Raw genomic sequence first — 17,653 nt, 5'->3', positions numbered from 1 at the left:
CGGTAAAAAACTGAAAATCAATACTCATACAAAAGATACAAAATGAGCAAACACTCCGAAATTCTTAGAGAAATAGCAACTATTTCACCCGATGAAACCTTTTTGGTGTTCGACCGCATAAAAAATACATTCGATTTTCCTCTCCATTATCACCCGGAAATTGAGATCAACTTTATTCTTAAGGGAAAAGGCAATAAAAGAATAGTAGGCGATCATATTGGAGAAATAGATCATATCGAACTGGTGATGATTGGTCCTTACCTTCCTCATTACTGGGATAATTACAGATGCAAATCGAAAAAAATCCATGAAATAACGGTACAGTTTAATCAGGATTTCTTTGATGAATCTTTAATGAAAAGACGAATTATGAAACCAATTGACGATCTTATTAAAAATTCTATCCGGGGAATTCTTTTTTCTACAGAAACCGCTGAAAAGTTAAAAGATAATTTTCTGAACCTATCTAAACTAAAAGGTTTTGAAGCTTTTATGGAAATGATGCACATCCTGCATGAACTTGCTATCGCGGAGAATACAACCATTCTCTCATCTTACAGTATAGAACTGGAAACCTTTACCGATGACGACAGCATGAAGCTTGTCTACGATTATGTGCATAAAAATTTCGACAAGAAAATAACCCTTGAGGAAGTTGCTGCTATTTCTAATATGAGTATTGTAACCTTCAACAGGTTTATAAAGAAGAGAACAGGAAAAACATTCATCAATTACCTGAACGAAGTAAGAGTGGGCTACGCCGCAAGATGGCTGATAGAAAAAAAACTAACGGTATCCGAAGTTGCCTTTGAGTCGGGCTTTAACAATATTGCCAACTTCAATAAAATTTTTAAATCTATAAAAAAATGTACACCTTCGGAATTTAAAAATCAGTTTAACGGTATTAAAAGAGTTCAATAATTCGATAAAATGATTGATTTGTTCTTTTTTTAAGAGGTTGGTGATGTTTTCTGTTAATATTTTATTAAATCTTAATTACGAAAAAGACCATTTTAGACATATAATTCTAATTTATTTTTCAGATAATGTAGAAAAAACACCTAAATATGACTATAAACAACCATAACATGACGTTTATTAAAAACAAAATAAAAAACTGAAAATCAATTAATTAAAATAAACAAACAGGGCATTTAGTATAACAACAGGTAAAATAATACTGAATTATGACAAAATAACATTAATCGCAATTAGCTTCAAAATTTAGCTTTGTCATCAATGTGAACAAAATGTTAATTCAAACTAAACATTAATTTCTTTTCCGTAGCAATTATGAGAAAAATAAACACCCCCTTACTAAGCCCGGTTCTACAGAATAAAGCCGCCTTATTTTTTGCATTAGCCTTTCTTCCTGTAAGTTGGGTGCATGCTCAAAAAACAAAGAGCGATACTCTAAAAGAGACAAAAATTGATGAAGTTGTAATGATAGGTTATGGCGCTCAGAAAAAAACGGATATAAACTCTGCCGTATCTTCTATTAAATCTAAGGATATTCAGGATCTGAAGCAGGTTTCCGTAGACCAGATGCTTCAGGGAAAAGTTGCGGGAGTTTCCGTAACGAACGGTAACGGACAGCCGGGAGCGGCTGCTTCTGTACGAGTGCGCGGAACCACTTCCATCAGTTCCAGTAACGAACCATTGTATATTATTGATGGTGTCCCCATTTCCGGAGATGCAACCAACAGTTCTACTACAGGAAGACCGATTGCAGGTAACGATACTTCTGCTACGGGAGGTTCGGGAAACGCCGCAGTTTCTCCGCTTACCTTTCTTAACCCTAATGATATAGAATCGATAGATGTACTTAAAGATGCTTCTGCAACGGCAATCTATGGTTCGAGAGGAGCAAACGGTGTTATCATCATTACTACGAAATCGGGCAAAAAAGGAGCGGGAAAGATAAGTTATGAAGGGTATACATCGGTTTCCAGTATTTATAAATATCTGGATGTGATGAATCTTCAGCAGTACGCAAGATATCAGAATCAATTGTCTGATCTGTTTAATCTTCAGCCAAGGCCTGAGTTTGCCCATCCTGAATTGCTGGGTAACGGGACAAACTGGCAAAAAGCAATTTACAAGACTGCTTTTTCTCAAAGCCATCAGCTTTCATTTTCCGGCGGAAAAGATAATACCACATTTTATATTTCGGCAAACTATCTTAACCAGGAAGGTAATATTATCAATACCGGACTTAAAAGATATACGTTCCGTACGAATGTAGATTCTCAGGTAAATAACTGGCTGAAAGTGGGGACGAATATTACAGGCGGGGTAAGCAATGAAAACTTTACGGTAAACCAAAGTTATAACGGGCTTATCTCCAACACGCTTTTACAGGCTCCGGATATGCCAATTTATAATTTCGACGGAAGTTACGCTTCTCCTCCTGCAGGACAAAATGTTAATTATTTCAATCCTGTTGCCGAAGCTCTTACCAATACAAATAAATTAATCCGTAAAAATTTCCTTGGAAATCTGTATGCTGAAGCTAAAATTACGAAAGGACTGAAATACAGAATGGAACTTTCTGCGAATACGGAGTTTTCTGAAAACACAGAATTTCATCCTTCTTACGACAGAGGTTCTCAATTTAATCTGATCGCAGATTTGTATGTGAGAAATCAGGATTGGTATTCTGTAAACTTTAAAAATTTATTAACGTATGATTTTTCTTTAGGAAAGAATAAATTTACAATACTTGCCGGACAGGAAGCACAGGATGTTCATTATAAAGGATTCAGCTCCATAGGACAGGGATTTAAATCGAACGATGTTTACGGATTAAATCTTGCGGACGATGTTACAACAACTTCATTCCAAGGAAGCAATTCTCTTTCTTCACTTTTCGGAAGAATTATTTATGATTTCGACGGCAGATACAGCCTTACCGCTTCCATAAGAGCAGACCGTTCTTCGAAGTTTGATCCTGAAGCGGATAACGGCAAAAAACAGTTGGGATATTTTCCGGCAGTTTCTGCTTCTTGGAGAGTAACAAAAGAAAAATTCATGGAATGGATTCCTTCAAACATCATCAGTAACATCAGATTCCGTGGTGGTTACGGAGAAACAGGAAACCAGAATATTCCGAATAACAGATATACTTCCCTGCTTACTATTTACAACCTTGTAGGTAATCTTTCTAATAAAAACCTGAAGTGGGAATCTATGCAGCAGACGAACATCGGGGTAGATCTTACTTTACTGAAGAGACTTAATATAGCCTTAGACTGGTATAATAAAAAATCGAAAGATTTCCTTTTTCAGGCGCCACTTCCCAGTTATATAACCGGAGGAGCAAATTATTACGGAGGTATTGATGCCATGTACTCGAACATCGGCTCTATGATGAACAGAGGTATTGATCTTAATATTTCTTACGAAACAAAAGGGGAAAAATTCAACTGGACATCAAATCTTGTTGTTTCCAGATACAGAAACAAATTATTGAGTCTTGCGGACGGTTTGTCGGATATTAATACTCAGGTAAACCTGAACGGTTATCTGCCAATGGTGGCAACCAATACTTTAATCGGCGAACCGGTAGGCGTTTTCTGGGGATATAAAACCAATGATCTTTATCGTACGGCAGACCAGCTTAATAATGCACCGACTCAATTCGGAACTGCACCGAAACTGGGAGACGTTCGTTACGTGGATGTAAATGGAGATGGTAAAATCAACGAGTCTGATATGACGATTATCGGAAATCCGCACCCGGATTTCACATTCGGATTTACCAATACTTTCAGATATAAAAATGTGGATCTTTCTGTTTTTGTACAGGGTTCTGTAGGTAATGACATTCTGAATCTTACGAAAAGAAACGGTACAATGAATTCCCAGTTATATCAAAATCAACTGGTGGGTGCGCTTGATTACTGGACACCAGATAATCCAAATGCAAGTTTGCCAAGACCGGTTGCAGACAATAACAGTACGAATCTTCTTATTTCTGACCGTTTTGTGGAAAAAGGAGATTACCTGAGAATACAGAATGTAACTTTAGGATACACCGTTTCCCCTACTTTTGCTTCTCAGCTTAAACTTACAAGATTCAGAATCTACGTAAGCGCACAGAACCTGTTTACGATTACAAAATACAGCGGATACGATCCTGAAATAGGATCTTTCAACCAAAATGTCTTACTGACAGGAGTTGACAACGGAAGATATCCTTCTCCCCGAACATTTAATTTTGGAGTTAATTTAGATTTTTAATTAATTATTTATGAAAGCTTTACAATATTTTAAACATACAGGTTTAGCCGTTTCATTTTTGGGGCTTGGCCTTCTGTCTTCTTGCAGCAGAGAATTTACAGACCGTCCTTCCGAGGACTCCATCAGTCTGGAGAATTATTATCAGAACAACGAACAGGTACAGGGAGCAACAGACGGAATGTACTACAAAACATGGTTTCAGTTTAATAATAAATTTTTCTACGCCATTTCGGAAGTAGGTTCGGGAAATATGTATACCAATTCCTCGGATGTGAACGCCATGCGTAATTTTTCCATCAACTCTTCCGATGCGGAAATGTTCAATGGATGGCAGTCGTTATGGGCGAATGTAGCACAGGCTAATAATCTCATCAATAATTTACAGAAAAGAGCCGGTGCGGGAGTTTCTCAGGCGGTGATTAATCAGGCTTTAGGAGAAGCTTATTTTATCCGCGCCACAGCTTACTTTTATTTAGTGAGATTATGGGGACCCGTTCCTATAATTATTGATAATGAAGCTGTTGCAGCTAATCCTAAAGTAAATACCAATTTCACAGACGATGTTTACGAGCTGATTCGCAGAGATTATTCTAAAGCGATAGAATTATTGCCTGCCAAAATAAGAGGCGGAGACTATTCTTCGAATGCGAAGGTTTCTAAAGGTTCTGCGAAAGCTTTTCTTGCAAAAGTATATTTGTACAATAAAAATTATACAATGGCAAGACAACTTGCTGAAGAGGTGATTAACAGCGGAGAATTTAAATTATTAGGAGGAACATCGCAATATTCTATTACCAGTAAATCTTTTGGGGATCTGTTCACTTATCCTAATAACAACAATGAAGAATCTATATTCGCATTGCAGTGGAAAGGCGATATTAATTATGGATCTGCCAATAACTGCAACACACAATTTGGGATCAGCAACGGAACGTATTCTACCTCCAATGCGTCTTACGGCGGTGTTTTTGCACCTTCTCAGGATATTTTAACGTTATATGATACCAATGACGTAAGAAGGGCAAATACGATTATGTTTCCCGGATATACGTACACAGATATAAAAGTTAAAAACGGACAGAATTTTCAGACTGGTTTCACTGTTCCGCCAGCAGACCAGATCGGAGGTCAGGGTGCAGGTGCAGCCATTAAAAAATATTGCATCGGAATTGTAAATGGAAATTCCACAGGTCCTGTAGACAGTTGGGCAATGATGAACAACAATACGTACATTATGAGGTTTGCCGAACTTCTGCTGATTGATGCCGAAGCGATTTTAGCAGGTGGAAATTCTACTTCAGACGGCAATGCCTTAAAGGTTTACAATGCTGTAAGAAACAGAGCAGGTCTGTCGAATGTTACTTCCTTTACTTTTGATGATTTGTTTAAAGAACGAAGAAGAGAGCTTGCTTTCGAAGGCGATTATTGGTTTGATCTCGGAAGAATCGACCGCAGTAAAGCCATCGCCATCATGTCTGCTCAGAACCGTGGAAATATGTATACTGCTGAATATTTTACCCCTTCATCCAGCAGTTTCACTCTTCCTTATCCTGCAAATGATGTTGCTAAAAATCCGAAGCTTTTGGATAGCCCGGTACATTATCAATTTTAAAATTTACAGAAAATGAAAAATAAAATATTTTATACGAAATTATTGGCATGGCTCATTCCTATCATCGGTTTGCTTTCTGTACAGTCCTGTAACAACGAAGATGATGACATGAAGGGGATAACTCCTGTTATCGAACTGGTTTCTGCATCGGTAGATGCCAACAACAAGCCTGTAGATCCTTTGGTAAGCACCCATATCGGTTATCCGTCTAATACTTATGTTATTAAAGGTTCCGGTTTTGCCAGTCTCAGACATATCTATTTTAATGATTATGAGTCTACCTTTAATCCTAATCTGGTTACAGACAATGCGATCATTATTACCATCAATATCAATACTCCTTATGTTAACGGAAGTAATAAATTAAAATTAGTAACCGCAAACGGAACTGTTGAATATGATTTTGTCATTGCTCCACCGTCTCCGATTTTTAACGGATTCCAAAGCATCAACGCTGCCGACGGAACCAATATTACTCTTAAAGGGAACTATTTCGTTAATCCGACAGTGAAAGTAGGCAATATAGATGCAGCTATTGTTTCTTACGATCTTACCCATATTGTTGCAACTCTTCCCGCAGGATCGCAGGGTAAAAAAGTGTCTGTAACTACTTTATCAGGAACTGTTACGTACAACTCTCAGATAGGTACTTCTGTTTATGATGATGCTTTCTTTGGCGGTATTTCTAATGCTACATGGGCAGGAGATACTTATGATACGGCATACAATACAGATCCCGCAAACGTTAAACAGGGAGAAAAAGCAATAAAATGGGATGTAAAAGCATGGTCTGCATTCCAGATCGATAACAGTCCATCTATACCTTCCACTGCAAAAGGAATTCGGTTTTATATAAAATCTACCTCTGCAATAAATAGTGGATTACGTCTTATTTTAAATTACGGTTGGGGAACTACTCCATCTATAAGTGTAGGAACAGAATATCAATATTTTGAAATTCCGTGGGCGTCTTTCGGGTTATCTTCAGCACCTTCTACAATGAATGTTGTATTTAATAATAACACCGGAAATACAAATACGATATACATGGATGATATCGGTTATTACTACTAAACCAAGTTGTTATTGCTCTTGAGAGCATAGGATATTTTAACAATATTTTTTTTATACAGTTTATCTTTAGACGTACATGGTAAATCATGTACGTCTTTTTTTCAGCCAAATTTATTTTTATACCGACTTTCTTTCTGCCATCCAGCCTCACCATATGTGTCTACAAAGCATATTTTAACTTGTGCCATTCCTTCAGAAACTAAAGAAATAACACAGGTAGCATCCTGTTTGTTTCGTGTGATATACCAACGAGCATCACCATGAGCCAAACCCCATGAGGGAACTCTGCAAACTAATAAATCTGCCTCTTCTTTGCTGTTTACGACTGCAACCCTTACCTGTGCTTCTCCTAATGAAGCTGTCTGATATATCCTTGCCATATTTAACCGTTTTTTTATGTTTTATGTTATGTACGAAATAACCTTACGAAGGTTTCGCGTATTTCATTCTTTTAAGTAATTGGGTTGTGTGATAGCCGTCGAGAGAGGAACCGGCAACTGTTCCAGCCTTTTCAATATCCAAGATTCCTGTTTCTTCCCAGATTTCTTCAGGGAAATATAAGTCTGTAATTTCGCCGACAATTAAGTGTGTACCGTTGCTTTTTACAGAAACAATTTCTTTCAGGATTAATCCCATTTGTATATTCGACTCTTTCACAAAAGGTGCTGAAAAATTATTTCTGTATTCAGCAGTTAGTCCGGAAGCATCAAATTCTGACTGTTCGCGCTTATATCTTGCCGATGTCTGGTGTGCTTTTTCAAAAATCTCTTTATTCACATGATTAATGGTGTAATAACCTATCTGCTGTATATTTTCCAGCGTATGTCTCTCAACGGAATCAGGGCGGGAAATAAATCCCATTAAAGGAGGATTCGCGCCAATATGCATTACAGAATTAAAGACAGCAAGATTGGTTTGCCCATCTTTATTTGCGGTTCCAATTAAATTAAGACTTTTGAAGCCACTTAAAGAATTAACGAGTGCCGTCCTTTTCCTTTCTTCTGTTTCGGCTATCTGCTGATTGGTAAAGTGAATTAACATTAAGTATTTTGATTTAAATTTTTAATTAAAATGTATTTAAAACAGAATTTAATTCTGCTGAGGCTGAGTGATTTTTAGAGAAATGATATTACGCTTACTAAACTGTATGAGGAAATCTATCAATTACATTATCAATTTTAACCCTAAATTTCACAGACAATGATTCATTGTCACAGTGCAGTTCTCTTTTTAAACATTTGAAAAAAGACATTCACAAAAATAACGATCGCTGTGATGATTGCCGCAATATAAACGGTCTGGTTGGCATGCTGATTGGCTACCGCAATTGCAATTAATGCCCAAACTGCCACCAAAGCAAAAGCTCCCATCTTCTGTTTCCAAACCATATACAAATGAATAATGGCTGCAACGGCAAACATAATCACCGTCCACACAGTTTCTGAAATTCCAAAGCCGGACCATTGGATTTTTTTAAGATATGCTGCTACATCGGCAATTAAAGCTACAGAAATCCAGCCCGAATAAATATAAAAAGGCAGACGAAGGAAAATTGCTGTTTTAAGATCTTTAGACTCTAAAATGCTACGGTTATTTCCTATAATCTTAAGCAGAGATATGAATAAAACCACCATAATTGGAATCGTAAGAAAAGTATATTCATACAGCCACGTAAATATCCAAAGGCTGTTTGCAACACAGGAAACGGTAAACCACCAACCGACATTTAAAATAGTTTTTTCTTTGGTATCGGTATTTTTCGTAAACGGACCGTAATATATAACAAACCCTAAAAGCCCAAGATAGATCAGTCCCCAAATGGAAAAGGCATATCCTGCAGGAGTAAACAGGTTCTGATATCTGGCTGAAATGGTAGCCATCGTTTCATTATTAAAAATTCCGGTGTTGGAAAGATAGTTTACCACAATGGTTGCCACCAAAGCAACTGCATTTAAAATCTGAAATAGCTTTGCCATAATTTATTTTCAGTTAAATTAATCAAATTTACATCAAGCCGAGAAATTCTGCCAACAAAAAAAGTATGAATTTTAAACTCTGTGAAGATTTGAGCTGAATCTGTTTTAGCCTAGCTGAACTTTTACGAAAGAAAAGAAAAATAACACTCCCAGTTTGAAGTTTTACTTTTAAGTCTGTTTAAACTTTTATTTAACCGCAAAAATCACAAAAGATCTACCAAATTTTTTATTTAAAGTTGATCATTATCAATGAAAAAGAACTCAATAGTTTTTAAAAATCTTTGATTTTTATTCTTTTGAGCGCTTTGATTATCTTGGAAATTCGCTTTAACATCATCTTTTGTCCCTTTTGCGGTTAATTCTGAAATTAGCTTAAACAAGTTTTTTGTTTTATTTTGGGCTTAATTTTTGACATCAGTTCGAAAAGTGTATATGCAAGCAGACTTTTTTTGGTAGATTTAATTAAAATTTAGTTTGAACGTTCTTCGATCATATTCGTATCGTAAACATCATATTTCATGTATTCAGTTCTTGAAAAATTTATACGAAGTAAAGGCGAGATCTCTTCTGAAAAAATAGAGATCATTACTTCTTGTTTTCAGCCGGCGAACACAAAACGAAACGAAATACTTCTTCAATATGATGAGGTATGCAAATGGTATTACTTCATTAATAAAGGATGCATCCGTCTGTTTACCACCACCAAAGACGGAACAGACAGTTCAAGATATTTTGCTTTTGAAGGAAATTTTGCGACTGCTCTGCCTAGTTTTATCGATCAGAAACCGGCACAGGAATATCTTCAGACCATTGAAAAATCGGAGCTGCTCCGCATTTCGAGGAAAGATTTTTATCTTCTCGTAGAAACTGTACCCGAATTTGCCAAAATCTATACCGAAATTCTGGAACTCGGATTCATCATCGCCCAAAAGAGGATTTATGGATTTCAGGGTTTTGATGCTTTGGAAAGAGTAAAATGGCTGATCGAATATCAGCCGCAGCTTTTGCTTCGGGTATCGAACAGGATGGTTGCTTCTTATCTGGGAATATCGCCTTCCACATTAAGCAGAATAAAATCGAAACTATAAAAACGTTGACATAGAGCAACGTTTTTAATTTTTGGGGTGTCTAACTTTGCAAGACATCGAAGTAATTTAAAATATAGAAAAATGAAATCATTAATTTTTAGCGTTCTTTTCGCTCTTTTGTCGATAGGAACTTCTGCACAGAAAAATAATTTTCAGCTATCCACTCACATTCTGGATGTTTCCAAAGGGATTCCTGCTCCGGGAGTTAAAATTAAGCTGGAAAAATACAATGAGCAATCGAAAACATGGTCTTTTGTGGATGAGAAAAGTACAGATACAAACGGCAGAATTCCGGATTTTCTTCCGGCAGAAAAAGAAAATCTGGGCATTTTCAAATTAACCTACTACACGAAAGATTATTTCAAAAAAGACAATACCGAAAGCTTTTATCCTTTTGTTGAGGTCGTGTTTGAAATTAAGGATAAAAATCATTATCATGTTCCCATCACGCTTTCGCCTTATGGATATTCCACATACAGAGGAAGTTAAAAATAAAACAGTATTTTGAAAACAGGCTTTAGCATTAATCTTGACTAAAGCCTGTTTACTTCTATTAATTAAAATTGACGAATGCCCATTCCTGTTTATAATCCTACACTGAACTCACGTTAAGATGCATTCGTAATTTGGGCTGCCTGTACAAATATTCATTTGCCAGTTGTACGCCGCCATCTTTCAAACCAATGAACTGATTTTCTTCTGCGTTATATTCTTTTCCGAAATGAGCGTTTTCATGCTTAAGATAGAGATCAATATCAGAAAATTTCCGGTCGGTTATATACAGACGCAAAGTATCATTAATTGTTGTAATGTAATGAAAATCGCTGCTTTCATTTAGTTCGATCACCAGATGCGGCCAGTTTTTAATGGTCTGTGAATGCAGCAGAATTCCGTAATACGATGCATGATAATCAAATACATTTTTCAGGACGTTATTCTGCATAATGTATTCTTCAAAATCTGTCAGACGCAACTGAGGACCCGCACTGAAAATTCCGAATAAAAAAGCGGTAATCCACGAATTGTCAATTTTAAAATATTTAATGCTTTCCTCCGTACTCAGATCCGGATGAGGAAGAAGGTAATAAACAGGAAAATTTCTGAACTGTATTAATCCTGTAATATAATTCAGCAGCAAATCCGGAACAGCGGGAGGCTGCGTTACTAAAGCAGGCAGATAACTGTATTGGTTTTGTTCCTTTAGCAGATGATGTATTTCCAGATCGTTCTTCCATTTTTTCAATTCCTGAAGAACCTTATTGTCATTCATAATCATTAATCTGCCGAGTTGCCATGCTGCAGAATAGGTCATGTCGTACATCTTCGTATCTTCATTCAAAAAATTAAGATAATCCTGATGATCCGGAACATCCGTCCATCCTCTTTCCTGTATCCAACCATAAAGATCGAATGAATAATTCCAGTTGGTAAAAGGTCCCTGATACCATGAAACGATTTTTCCTCCTGCTTTCAACTGGTGTTCCAGCGGTATTTTTGCAAGATCAATTAATTTTCTTACCGCTTCATGCTCCACATTCATGGTCATTTTAAAAGGCTGAAGCTGTAATTCATACAGATAACCTTTTAGGTTTTTACCGTTGTATCTTAAATATTCAAGGATGTAATTATTCTGCTCTTTTTTCCCGTTTTCAGTTTCTTCAAAATCGCGGACGGATTTTGGTTCCGGCAGTTTTTCCCATTCTTGTTTACGAGCTTTTAAATAGGCTTCATTCTCGGATATTAACCGGGCAAGTTCAGGATTGGCTGCTTTTTTCAATTCTTCCAAAGTTAAAACTTCCGAGTCGGCTAAGCCTTTCTGAAACGTATTGAAATCAGGATGTTCTTTCAGCTTATTGATATTAATCTGATAAAGATCTGCACTGATGCTTTCAAAAGACCATTCTGCTAAAACAACGCAGGATTTTGTCTTTTCATATTCATTTGCTCCGCTGAAATTATTTAACTGATATTTTTCTTTTTCCTGATTGTTTACTTCAGCAGAATAATAACAAACGAATACTTTATATTTGGTATCCGGTTCTACCCTTCTGTGAGAGATTACAATGGAAGTTTCTTCAGGAAGATTCAGCTTTTTCAGTTCTTCATGTTCCTGAACTCTTACGTGCGCGAGCTGCGAAACAAAATCCACAGACGGAAAAATTTCGCTGTTCCCTTTTAAAAGATTAAGAATTTTTAGTGGTTTAGGTTCCGCAATGTCTTCCAGTGAATCATTAAGATGGTTGGTATCGCTTTCCAGTATTTCAAAATCTCCGGAAGCCAGTTCTTCTTCTTTCAGCAAAACCAAAAAAATGTAGGGAATTCTGTTTCCTTTATATTGACAGTCAAATTCCCAAGGCAGAGTACTTCTCCTGAACTGTATATGCGGAAAAGCTCCTGCAAAATCGCCTGTATGTTCATTGGGAGGATACATTGCCAGTATTTCATTCTGAGGAATAGCGGCGTTGTAACCTTCTACATAGAAAACAATCTCCTGTTGCTGAACTGTGGTGAGATTATTCTGAAGATCAGTCTTAATCTGGTATTTTCCTGATCCTACTGTGGGGATATGCGACGGAGCAATGCCTGTTTTTTCTTCTGCCATTTTAAGCGATTTGATAGGTTCCTAAAGATTTTCCTTTGTATTTGTAAACTTCCGTGGTATTTTCCAGATCGGAATAGTCGATTTCCTCTTCATTTAAAATTCCTAAAACAGTCATCATGCTTTTATCCGGCTGCGCAGAATTTTGATTGTATTTTGCTTCCGGTGCTGTAAAATCATCCCGATAGATTTTGGCACAGGTATCGTATAAAGATGTGGTAACAGGATTAATTCCGGATTCTGTTTTAGAAAACTCCAAACGGATGCCTTTGCATATTTCTTTCAGTAATTTTGAACCGGATAATATTTCTTCCTGATCCGGAATTGTATTTGTGTGATTCCAAATGGACTTGGGAAGCGATTTCAGCACCGGAGAAACCTGAAAGGAGGAAAAGTGCGAAACTGCCCCTGTAACCGATAACCCGAGTTTGCTGTCTAACGGAGCAGAATCTTTATAAACCGGATAGATATTCTCCTTTTTTATACTTTCGGCATTCAGTTGATCTCCATTGATTTCTGTAAGCGGAATTTCGGAAAAGATTTCTAACGCAAATGTTTTCGGATTAACCACAATAGATTCTGTTCCGTCCTTTCTCTTTATTTTTTTTATGATTCCTGATGCAATATTGCAGACCAGAATTTTTGCAGGTTCCGGTAAAAAGCCGGCAATGAATTCTTCTCTGGTTAATGCAGTATTAATAGACTTCTGATGGTTGCCGAATTTAACTTCCAGTTCATAACCCGCCACTTTAAAAGTCGCCAATCCTCTGAAATCCGGCCCTTCCAGTTGTAATCTGGCACTTAGATTAAATGTCTGATTGATGCTAAAAAGCCATACATCCACCACTATTTTAGCATAGATCTGAACATATACTTCTGCTTTGTAATAAAAAGGCTTCCATGAAATAATGAAATCTGCACTGAAGAGAAGTCCTATTTCTGCATAAACCACGCGACCGTTCAGGATAAGATTCAAACCTCCTGCAAGACCTGCCATAATGCAGCTTGGCGTTAAAGCAAAATAGGCTTTCCCGTAAAAATTAACAGGCCCCAGATTAAAGCTGAATCCTAAACGCGGTGTATTATTGGGATAGTGAACGGGAACTTTAAAATTGGGATGATACCCTCCCAGAGTAAATACGAAGTCTCCTGCAGCTTCTCCTTTCAGCCACATTCCTAAAGCAAAACCGCCTGTTAATTTCAGTTGAGGCAACAATATATAGTTGTTCTCCGTTAGTTGTCCCTGTGCGAAAAAGGTTCCTTCTTCCAGATCTGCGCGCATGGAAAATGCGAATTCAAAATAATAAACTCCCTCCAGCTTCATGGTAGATAAGCCCAAAAGATGTAAAGATGTTTTATTTCCGAAAGCTACTGCAAGTATTCCTGTAGTAAAAATCATTTTGTAGGAATCAAATTTAATTCCTGCAATAATTACATAACTGTTTTCGCGAACAGGCAAATAACGGTTTAAATCTCCAAAAATCTTTTTAATGGAATCTCCCTGTTTTAAACCTCCCTGATGAACGATTTTAATGAGGGGAAAATCCGGAATCTCGGTAATCTGAGGCATTACAAAGTCTCGGTTTAATCCAAATCCCAAAGCAAATCCGTGGATGTAAAAAGCAGGATCTAAAGGTATGGGAATGCCCAAATATCCGAATGCGAATAAGGAAGAATAGTTTGGCGTTTTGATGTAAGATCCAATGGCTATTATTTCAATTTTACCCAATCTGAAGGTTAATAAACCATTGTATTCTTCCGTTCCGTTGTGTATTTCTCTTAAAAATGCTCCTGCGATAGAAAGTGAAGGGGTATCATAGATTATGGCAAGTCCCTGCAAAGTAAACTGAAGCTCCTTCCATAATTTTTCCAGACTGAAGTTCTGAAAAACCGTAAAAGGAACTTTAATTCCCAAGCCGACCAACTGCAAACCAAATGGCCCGACATTGAAATCTGCAGATACCGCAATCTGTATGAGATTTTTTTCGATGGAGGGTTTTATCTCGTTAATTTTTACCAACGGATGCTGTTTCTCTTTTTCCTGCTGAGTATTTCCTGAAGTCCCGGAATTTTGTTTTTTTGCGGGATCTGAAGCCGGGAGTGAAGGAACTTTTATGCCTTTAAGATCAAAACCGGGAAAGGTAATTTTCTGTTCTTCGTTTCCTGTTTTTAAAATCAATCCTGCATTGAATCCGGCGTTGAGAAACAACTTATAATTGTTTATCCAGATTTTCTGACTGATGAAATTTTTCTTTGAAAGGCTGATTAATTTCTCCCGATCAGGCGTTAATGAATTTTCCTTCTGCGAAAGATACACGAGTTCAAGATCTGAAATTGTATATTCTTTAAGATACTCTCCCACCAAAGGCATTTTTGAAAAACTGATGGCTTGGTTAATGCCTACTGAAAACAGTTTAAACTCTTTAGAAAATACACCTTTAAGCTTTAAGTGTGAATATTTTGCTTCCAGTTGAAAAGCGGTAAGGCTTTCTGTATCGTCTGCGATTTTATAGATCCCGAAATTAAGTTTTTCCGGTACAAAAGGAATGATAATGTCTTTTACATCGCCTTCGTCTTCCAGAAGTCCGGAAATATTTTTTGAAACATCCGGCAACTGACCAACCAAAGAAGTTACGGAAACGTCATCATCCATTTTCGTTCTGTTTCCCGTAATTTTAAAGTCAATTTTTTTTATTGAGACATCAAGTTCAAGCTGAATATCAGCTTTTGATAATGACGGTTTTTCCATGATGTAAAGCTGTTTAATGGTTTTCGCGGATCATATTATAAAGATTCAGTTTTTTCTTAAAATCATTATCTTATTTTCATGATATAAGCTAATTTTACGTGCTGTGGATTCGGGACTTCCACCGGCGTTGGAGTTTCATGACCTATCGCAAATTCTGTGGCTATATTTTCGTCTGTACACCAACTGTTTTCTCTGTAAATAGTCTGATTTCTGGAAGTAGCTTTCGTTCCTAAAAAATCAAAATTATTTCCGCCTGTTCCGGCTTCTACTTTATAATATTTTGTGGTAACGGTACTCCAGACCCGCGGAATATTTTTTTCGCTTAGTGTAATGGTATTAGACCTGTTGTAAACCTGACTGTTTTTCTGGCCGATTCCGGAGTTCCCGAGAATAAAGCTTCCTCTAAGATCCGGAGTGTTATTAAAGCCGTCGCAAAAAGCCCAGCCTTCGGGAAGCGTGGTTCCGTAAAATGCAACGATGGATCCTACCGGTAAAGAAACCAGTTCGTTATTGGTATATAAAGAGTTGTTGACATCGGTTCTGCCGGAAGTGATCTTCACCAGTTCTTTTGATCCTTTCATAATTTTAAGCTCCTCATTAAGTAATTCTATCTGGTTTTTCAGCTTAATGAGATCTGCTGTTAAAGTACTGATGACTGTATTCTGAGAATCCAAAGCATTAATGGTTGCTTTTCCGGAAGTAAGCTTTTCAATGTCTGCTTCATTCGCTTTAAAGTCTTTGATGTTTAAATTTTCTGCCATGATTTTAATGCTTTAGAGTGAGTAAAAGATTTTGCCTGTTTTGATGTGGAATTTCATCTTTCCGTTTCTGTAGCCGGGAATATTTTTGTATTCGAGATAGAAAGGATATGCACCGGACGGATTTGCAGGGGCAGATTGTTTTGCTTTTAATCGCGATATTTCCATAATAATGGATGTTCCTTTTTTCAGCAGGTATTCTTTCTGAAAACACAGGAAGTCGTTGTCTGTAGATTTGGGTTTTGCAGGTATGGTCGTGAAGGTCTGGTGTTCCAGCAATTTGGTATTGTTGGTTTGTTTTGCATCATTTTCAAGGATGGTAAAAAAGTTGCCTGTAATCCTGAAACCACTGTTTTCCGATAGCTTAAGATCCAGCTCGGTGGTGTTGCTTATTGCCAGTCTTATGGTCTGTGCTTCGTTTGCTGTGCCATTGTACAACGTATCGTTGCCCAGAATAAATACTTCAAAAGGGCTTTCGTTTTCTCCTCTTATATCCATTATTTCAAAAACTTTATCGATGATGAGAGGCTGAGATTTTGTATAGGTTTTAGAGAATTCATCTTTCGTAAGTGTTATATTATACATTTCAAGCTGTACTAAAATTCTTTCCTGATCTAAGCGGTTCACGATGGAGAGATCATTCAATACTGCGGTTAAATTTGTATTTTCAGTGTTCTGATTTTTAAAGCCAAAGGAAATGTGCAGATCGTCTGATTCTTCGGTATTGTTTGCTTGTACAGCAGAATATTGAAAAAAGCCTTTTTTCACTTTAAGTTTTGCCGCGCTGTTATCCTGTCTTTCTATCGTCATCTCTCCCGGAAGAAGTTCGAAGGATAAAGGTTTCGGATCATTTTCTATAACGAGTTTATCAAAAACGGAATTGTTGCTGAGAGTAAAGCTTACAGTATCAATTAAAGTGGATTTTGAGAGTAAGGTAAGGTGTTTTCCGATAGATGTATTGACGAGGTTTTCTATTTCATCTTTGGAAACATCATTATATACCGACAGATCTGCAATGCGAAGCTGATCTCCGTCTTTATTGCCTCCTACAATGATGTTCTGATCTTCTGCATCATCGTTAAATGAAATTACAGCTTTTTTCAGCACTAAGAAATTATCGTCCGTAAGATAGAGCTCTATATTTCCGGAAGAATTATAATAAACGGAGGCATTAAACCAGTGGTTTTCCCGGATTCTGAAGTCTTCATCGTTTATTCTGATGTTATTTTTAAAAGAAACAGCGTTTCTGTTATTAGATTTGATGACGCTCAGTATTTTATCCCCGATGGTGATGAGATTAAGAGCCTCGCTGCTGTTTTTTTTATGATAGTTAAAAAAGAAATTAATTAAAGTTCCTTCTTTACCGATGCTTTTTTTAAAGGTTAATTCTAACTGGGTTTTATCTTTAAAATTGAGATAAGAACCTTTATACTCATCAAAATCAACATTTAAAGCACTATTTTGTAACCCGGACTGAACCTGGGTTTTGTAATTATTAACAATGTCATTATTCACTAAATTATCCAGTGGAAAGTAATATAACAGTTTTGCCATG

At 36.9% G+C, this 17,653-nt stretch carries 14 protein-coding genes; 6 read left to right on the top strand and 8 right to left on the bottom strand.

Annotation, left to right across the window (positions count from 1 at the left end):
* Window positions 1-42: 42 nt before the first annotated feature.
* The 4 genes from B0E34_RS01610 (at window position 43) to B0E34_RS01595 (ending at window position 6,928) form a co-directional block, all read left to right on the top strand.
* On the top strand, window positions 43-921 hold the full coding sequence (locus B0E34_RS01610; RefSeq protein WP_087706179.1) for a helix-turn-helix domain-containing protein: 879 nt from the start codon (window positions 43-45) through the stop codon (window positions 919-921).
* 372 nt (window positions 922-1,293) lie between these two features.
* Window positions 1,294-4,242, top strand: coding sequence for a SusC/RagA family TonB-linked outer membrane protein (locus B0E34_RS01605; protein ID WP_087706178.1), 2,949 nt, complete (start codon window positions 1,294-1,296; stop codon window positions 4,240-4,242).
* A gap of 10 nt (window positions 4,243-4,252) precedes the next feature.
* Entirely contained in the window at window positions 4,253-5,854 is a 1,602-nt protein-coding gene (locus tag B0E34_RS01600; protein ID WP_087706176.1) for a RagB/SusD family nutrient uptake outer membrane protein, read from the top strand.
* A 12-nt stretch (window positions 5,855-5,866) separates the two neighbouring features.
* A complete protein-coding gene (locus B0E34_RS01595; protein ID WP_087706175.1) occupies window positions 5,867-6,928 on the top strand; it encodes an IPT/TIG domain-containing protein in 1,062 nt (353 codons plus the stop codon).
* Window positions 6,929-7,029: 101 nt separating this feature from the next.
* On the opposite strand, the gene B0E34_RS01590 is transcribed toward B0E34_RS01595, so the two are convergent.
* From B0E34_RS01590 to B0E34_RS21205, 4 genes are all read right to left on the bottom strand, one after another.
* Window positions 7,030-7,308 (bottom strand): 7(1) septoil knot domain-containing protein, encoded by a 279-nt coding sequence (locus tag B0E34_RS01590; protein WP_087706173.1) that lies wholly within the window; start codon window positions 7,306-7,308, stop codon window positions 7,030-7,032.
* A gap of 43 nt (window positions 7,309-7,351) precedes the next feature.
* The gene (locus B0E34_RS01585) at window positions 7,352-7,969 is read right to left on the bottom strand and encodes a flavin reductase family protein (RefSeq protein WP_087706171.1); all 618 of its coding nucleotides are present in this window, start codon (window positions 7,967-7,969) and stop codon (window positions 7,352-7,354) included.
* Between the two features lie 170 nt (window positions 7,970-8,139).
* Window positions 8,140-8,904: a TspO-related membrane protein gene (locus B0E34_RS01580; protein WP_087706169.1), complete on the bottom strand. Its 765-nt coding sequence runs from the start codon at window positions 8,902-8,904 to the stop codon at window positions 8,140-8,142.
* A gap of 230 nt (window positions 8,905-9,134) precedes the next feature.
* Window positions 9,135-9,284: a hypothetical protein gene (locus B0E34_RS21205; protein WP_165762933.1), complete on the bottom strand. Its 150-nt coding sequence runs from the start codon at window positions 9,282-9,284 to the stop codon at window positions 9,135-9,137.
* A gap of 138 nt (window positions 9,285-9,422) precedes the next feature.
* Between B0E34_RS21205 and B0E34_RS01575 the strand changes: the two genes are divergently transcribed.
* Window positions 9,423-9,992 carry a Crp/Fnr family transcriptional regulator gene (locus tag B0E34_RS01575; RefSeq protein ID WP_087706167.1) on the top strand — a complete coding sequence of 190 codons (570 nt, stop codon included), beginning with the start codon at window positions 9,423-9,425 and terminating at the stop codon, window positions 9,990-9,992.
* Window positions 9,993-10,073: 81 nt separating this feature from the next.
* Entirely contained in the window at window positions 10,074-10,481 is a 408-nt protein-coding gene (uraH, locus tag B0E34_RS01570) for a hydroxyisourate hydrolase (RefSeq protein ID WP_087706165.1), read from the top strand.
* 103 nt (window positions 10,482-10,584) lie between these two features.
* On the opposite strand, the gene B0E34_RS01565 is transcribed toward uraH, so the two are convergent.
* From B0E34_RS01565 to B0E34_RS01550, 4 genes are all read right to left on the bottom strand, one after another.
* Window positions 10,585-12,594 (bottom strand): hypothetical protein, encoded by a 2,010-nt coding sequence (locus tag B0E34_RS01565; protein WP_087706163.1) that lies wholly within the window; start codon window positions 12,592-12,594, stop codon window positions 10,585-10,587.
* Between the two features lies 1 nt (window position 12,595).
* Window positions 12,596-15,340, bottom strand: coding sequence for a DUF6603 domain-containing protein (locus tag B0E34_RS01560; RefSeq protein WP_087706161.1), 2,745 nt, complete (start codon window positions 15,338-15,340; stop codon window positions 12,596-12,598).
* A 65-nt stretch (window positions 15,341-15,405) separates the two neighbouring features.
* The gene (locus tag B0E34_RS01555) at window positions 15,406-16,101 is read right to left on the bottom strand and encodes a phage tail protein (protein ID WP_087706160.1); all 696 of its coding nucleotides are present in this window, start codon (window positions 16,099-16,101) and stop codon (window positions 15,406-15,408) included.
* Between the two features lie 12 nt (window positions 16,102-16,113).
* Window positions 16,114-17,652: a hypothetical protein gene (locus B0E34_RS01550; RefSeq protein WP_087706158.1), complete on the bottom strand. Its 1,539-nt coding sequence runs from the start codon at window positions 17,650-17,652 to the stop codon at window positions 16,114-16,116.
* Window position 17,653 lies beyond the last annotated feature (1 nt).

The sequence above is a fragment of the Chryseobacterium mucoviscidosis genome, from assembly GCF_002177115.1.
Classification (GTDB): Bacteria; Bacteroidota; Bacteroidia; order Flavobacteriales; family Weeksellaceae; genus Chryseobacterium; species Chryseobacterium mucoviscidosis.
Note: the sequence above shows the minus strand (reverse complement) of the source record. Positions and strands in the feature narration are given on the sequence as shown.

What these genes read in the sequence shown, in the direction of transcription:
- B0E34_RS01610 (WP_087706179.1), top strand. Translation starts at nt 43, where the DNA reads ATGAGCAAACACTCCGAAATTCTTAGAGAAATAGCAACTATTTCACCC.
- B0E34_RS01605 (WP_087706178.1), top strand. Translation starts at nt 1,294, where the DNA reads ATGAGAAAAATAAACACCCCCTTACTAAGCCCGGTTCTACAGAATAAA.
- B0E34_RS01600 (WP_087706176.1), top strand. Translation starts at nt 4,253, where the DNA reads ATGAAAGCTTTACAATATTTTAAACATACAGGTTTAGCCGTTTCATTT.
- B0E34_RS01595 (WP_087706175.1), top strand. Translation starts at nt 5,867, where the DNA reads ATGAAAAATAAAATATTTTATACGAAATTATTGGCATGGCTCATTCCT.
- B0E34_RS01590 (WP_087706173.1), bottom strand. Translation starts at nt 7,308, where the DNA reads ATGGCAAGGATATATCAGACAGCTTCATTAGGAGAAGCACAGGTAAGG.
- B0E34_RS01585 (WP_087706171.1), bottom strand. Translation starts at nt 7,969, where the DNA reads ATGTTAATTCACTTTACCAATCAGCAGATAGCCGAAACAGAAGAAAGG.
- B0E34_RS01580 (WP_087706169.1), bottom strand. Translation starts at nt 8,904, where the DNA reads ATGGCAAAGCTATTTCAGATTTTAAATGCAGTTGCTTTGGTGGCAACC.
- B0E34_RS01575 (WP_087706167.1), top strand. Translation starts at nt 9,423, where the DNA reads ATGTATTCAGTTCTTGAAAAATTTATACGAAGTAAAGGCGAGATCTCT.
- uraH (WP_087706165.1), top strand. Translation starts at nt 10,074, where the DNA reads ATGAAATCATTAATTTTTAGCGTTCTTTTCGCTCTTTTGTCGATAGGA.
- B0E34_RS01565 (WP_087706163.1), bottom strand. Translation starts at nt 12,594, where the DNA reads ATGGCAGAAGAAAAAACAGGCATTGCTCCGTCGCATATCCCCACAGTA.
- B0E34_RS01560 (WP_087706161.1), bottom strand. Translation starts at nt 15,340, where the DNA reads ATGGAAAAACCGTCATTATCAAAAGCTGATATTCAGCTTGAACTTGAT.
- B0E34_RS01555 (WP_087706160.1), bottom strand. Translation starts at nt 16,101, where the DNA reads ATGGCAGAAAATTTAAACATCAAAGACTTTAAAGCGAATGAAGCAGAC.
- B0E34_RS01550 (WP_087706158.1), bottom strand. Translation starts at nt 17,652, where the DNA reads ATGGCAAAACTGTTATATTACTTTCCACTGGATAATTTAGTGAATAAT.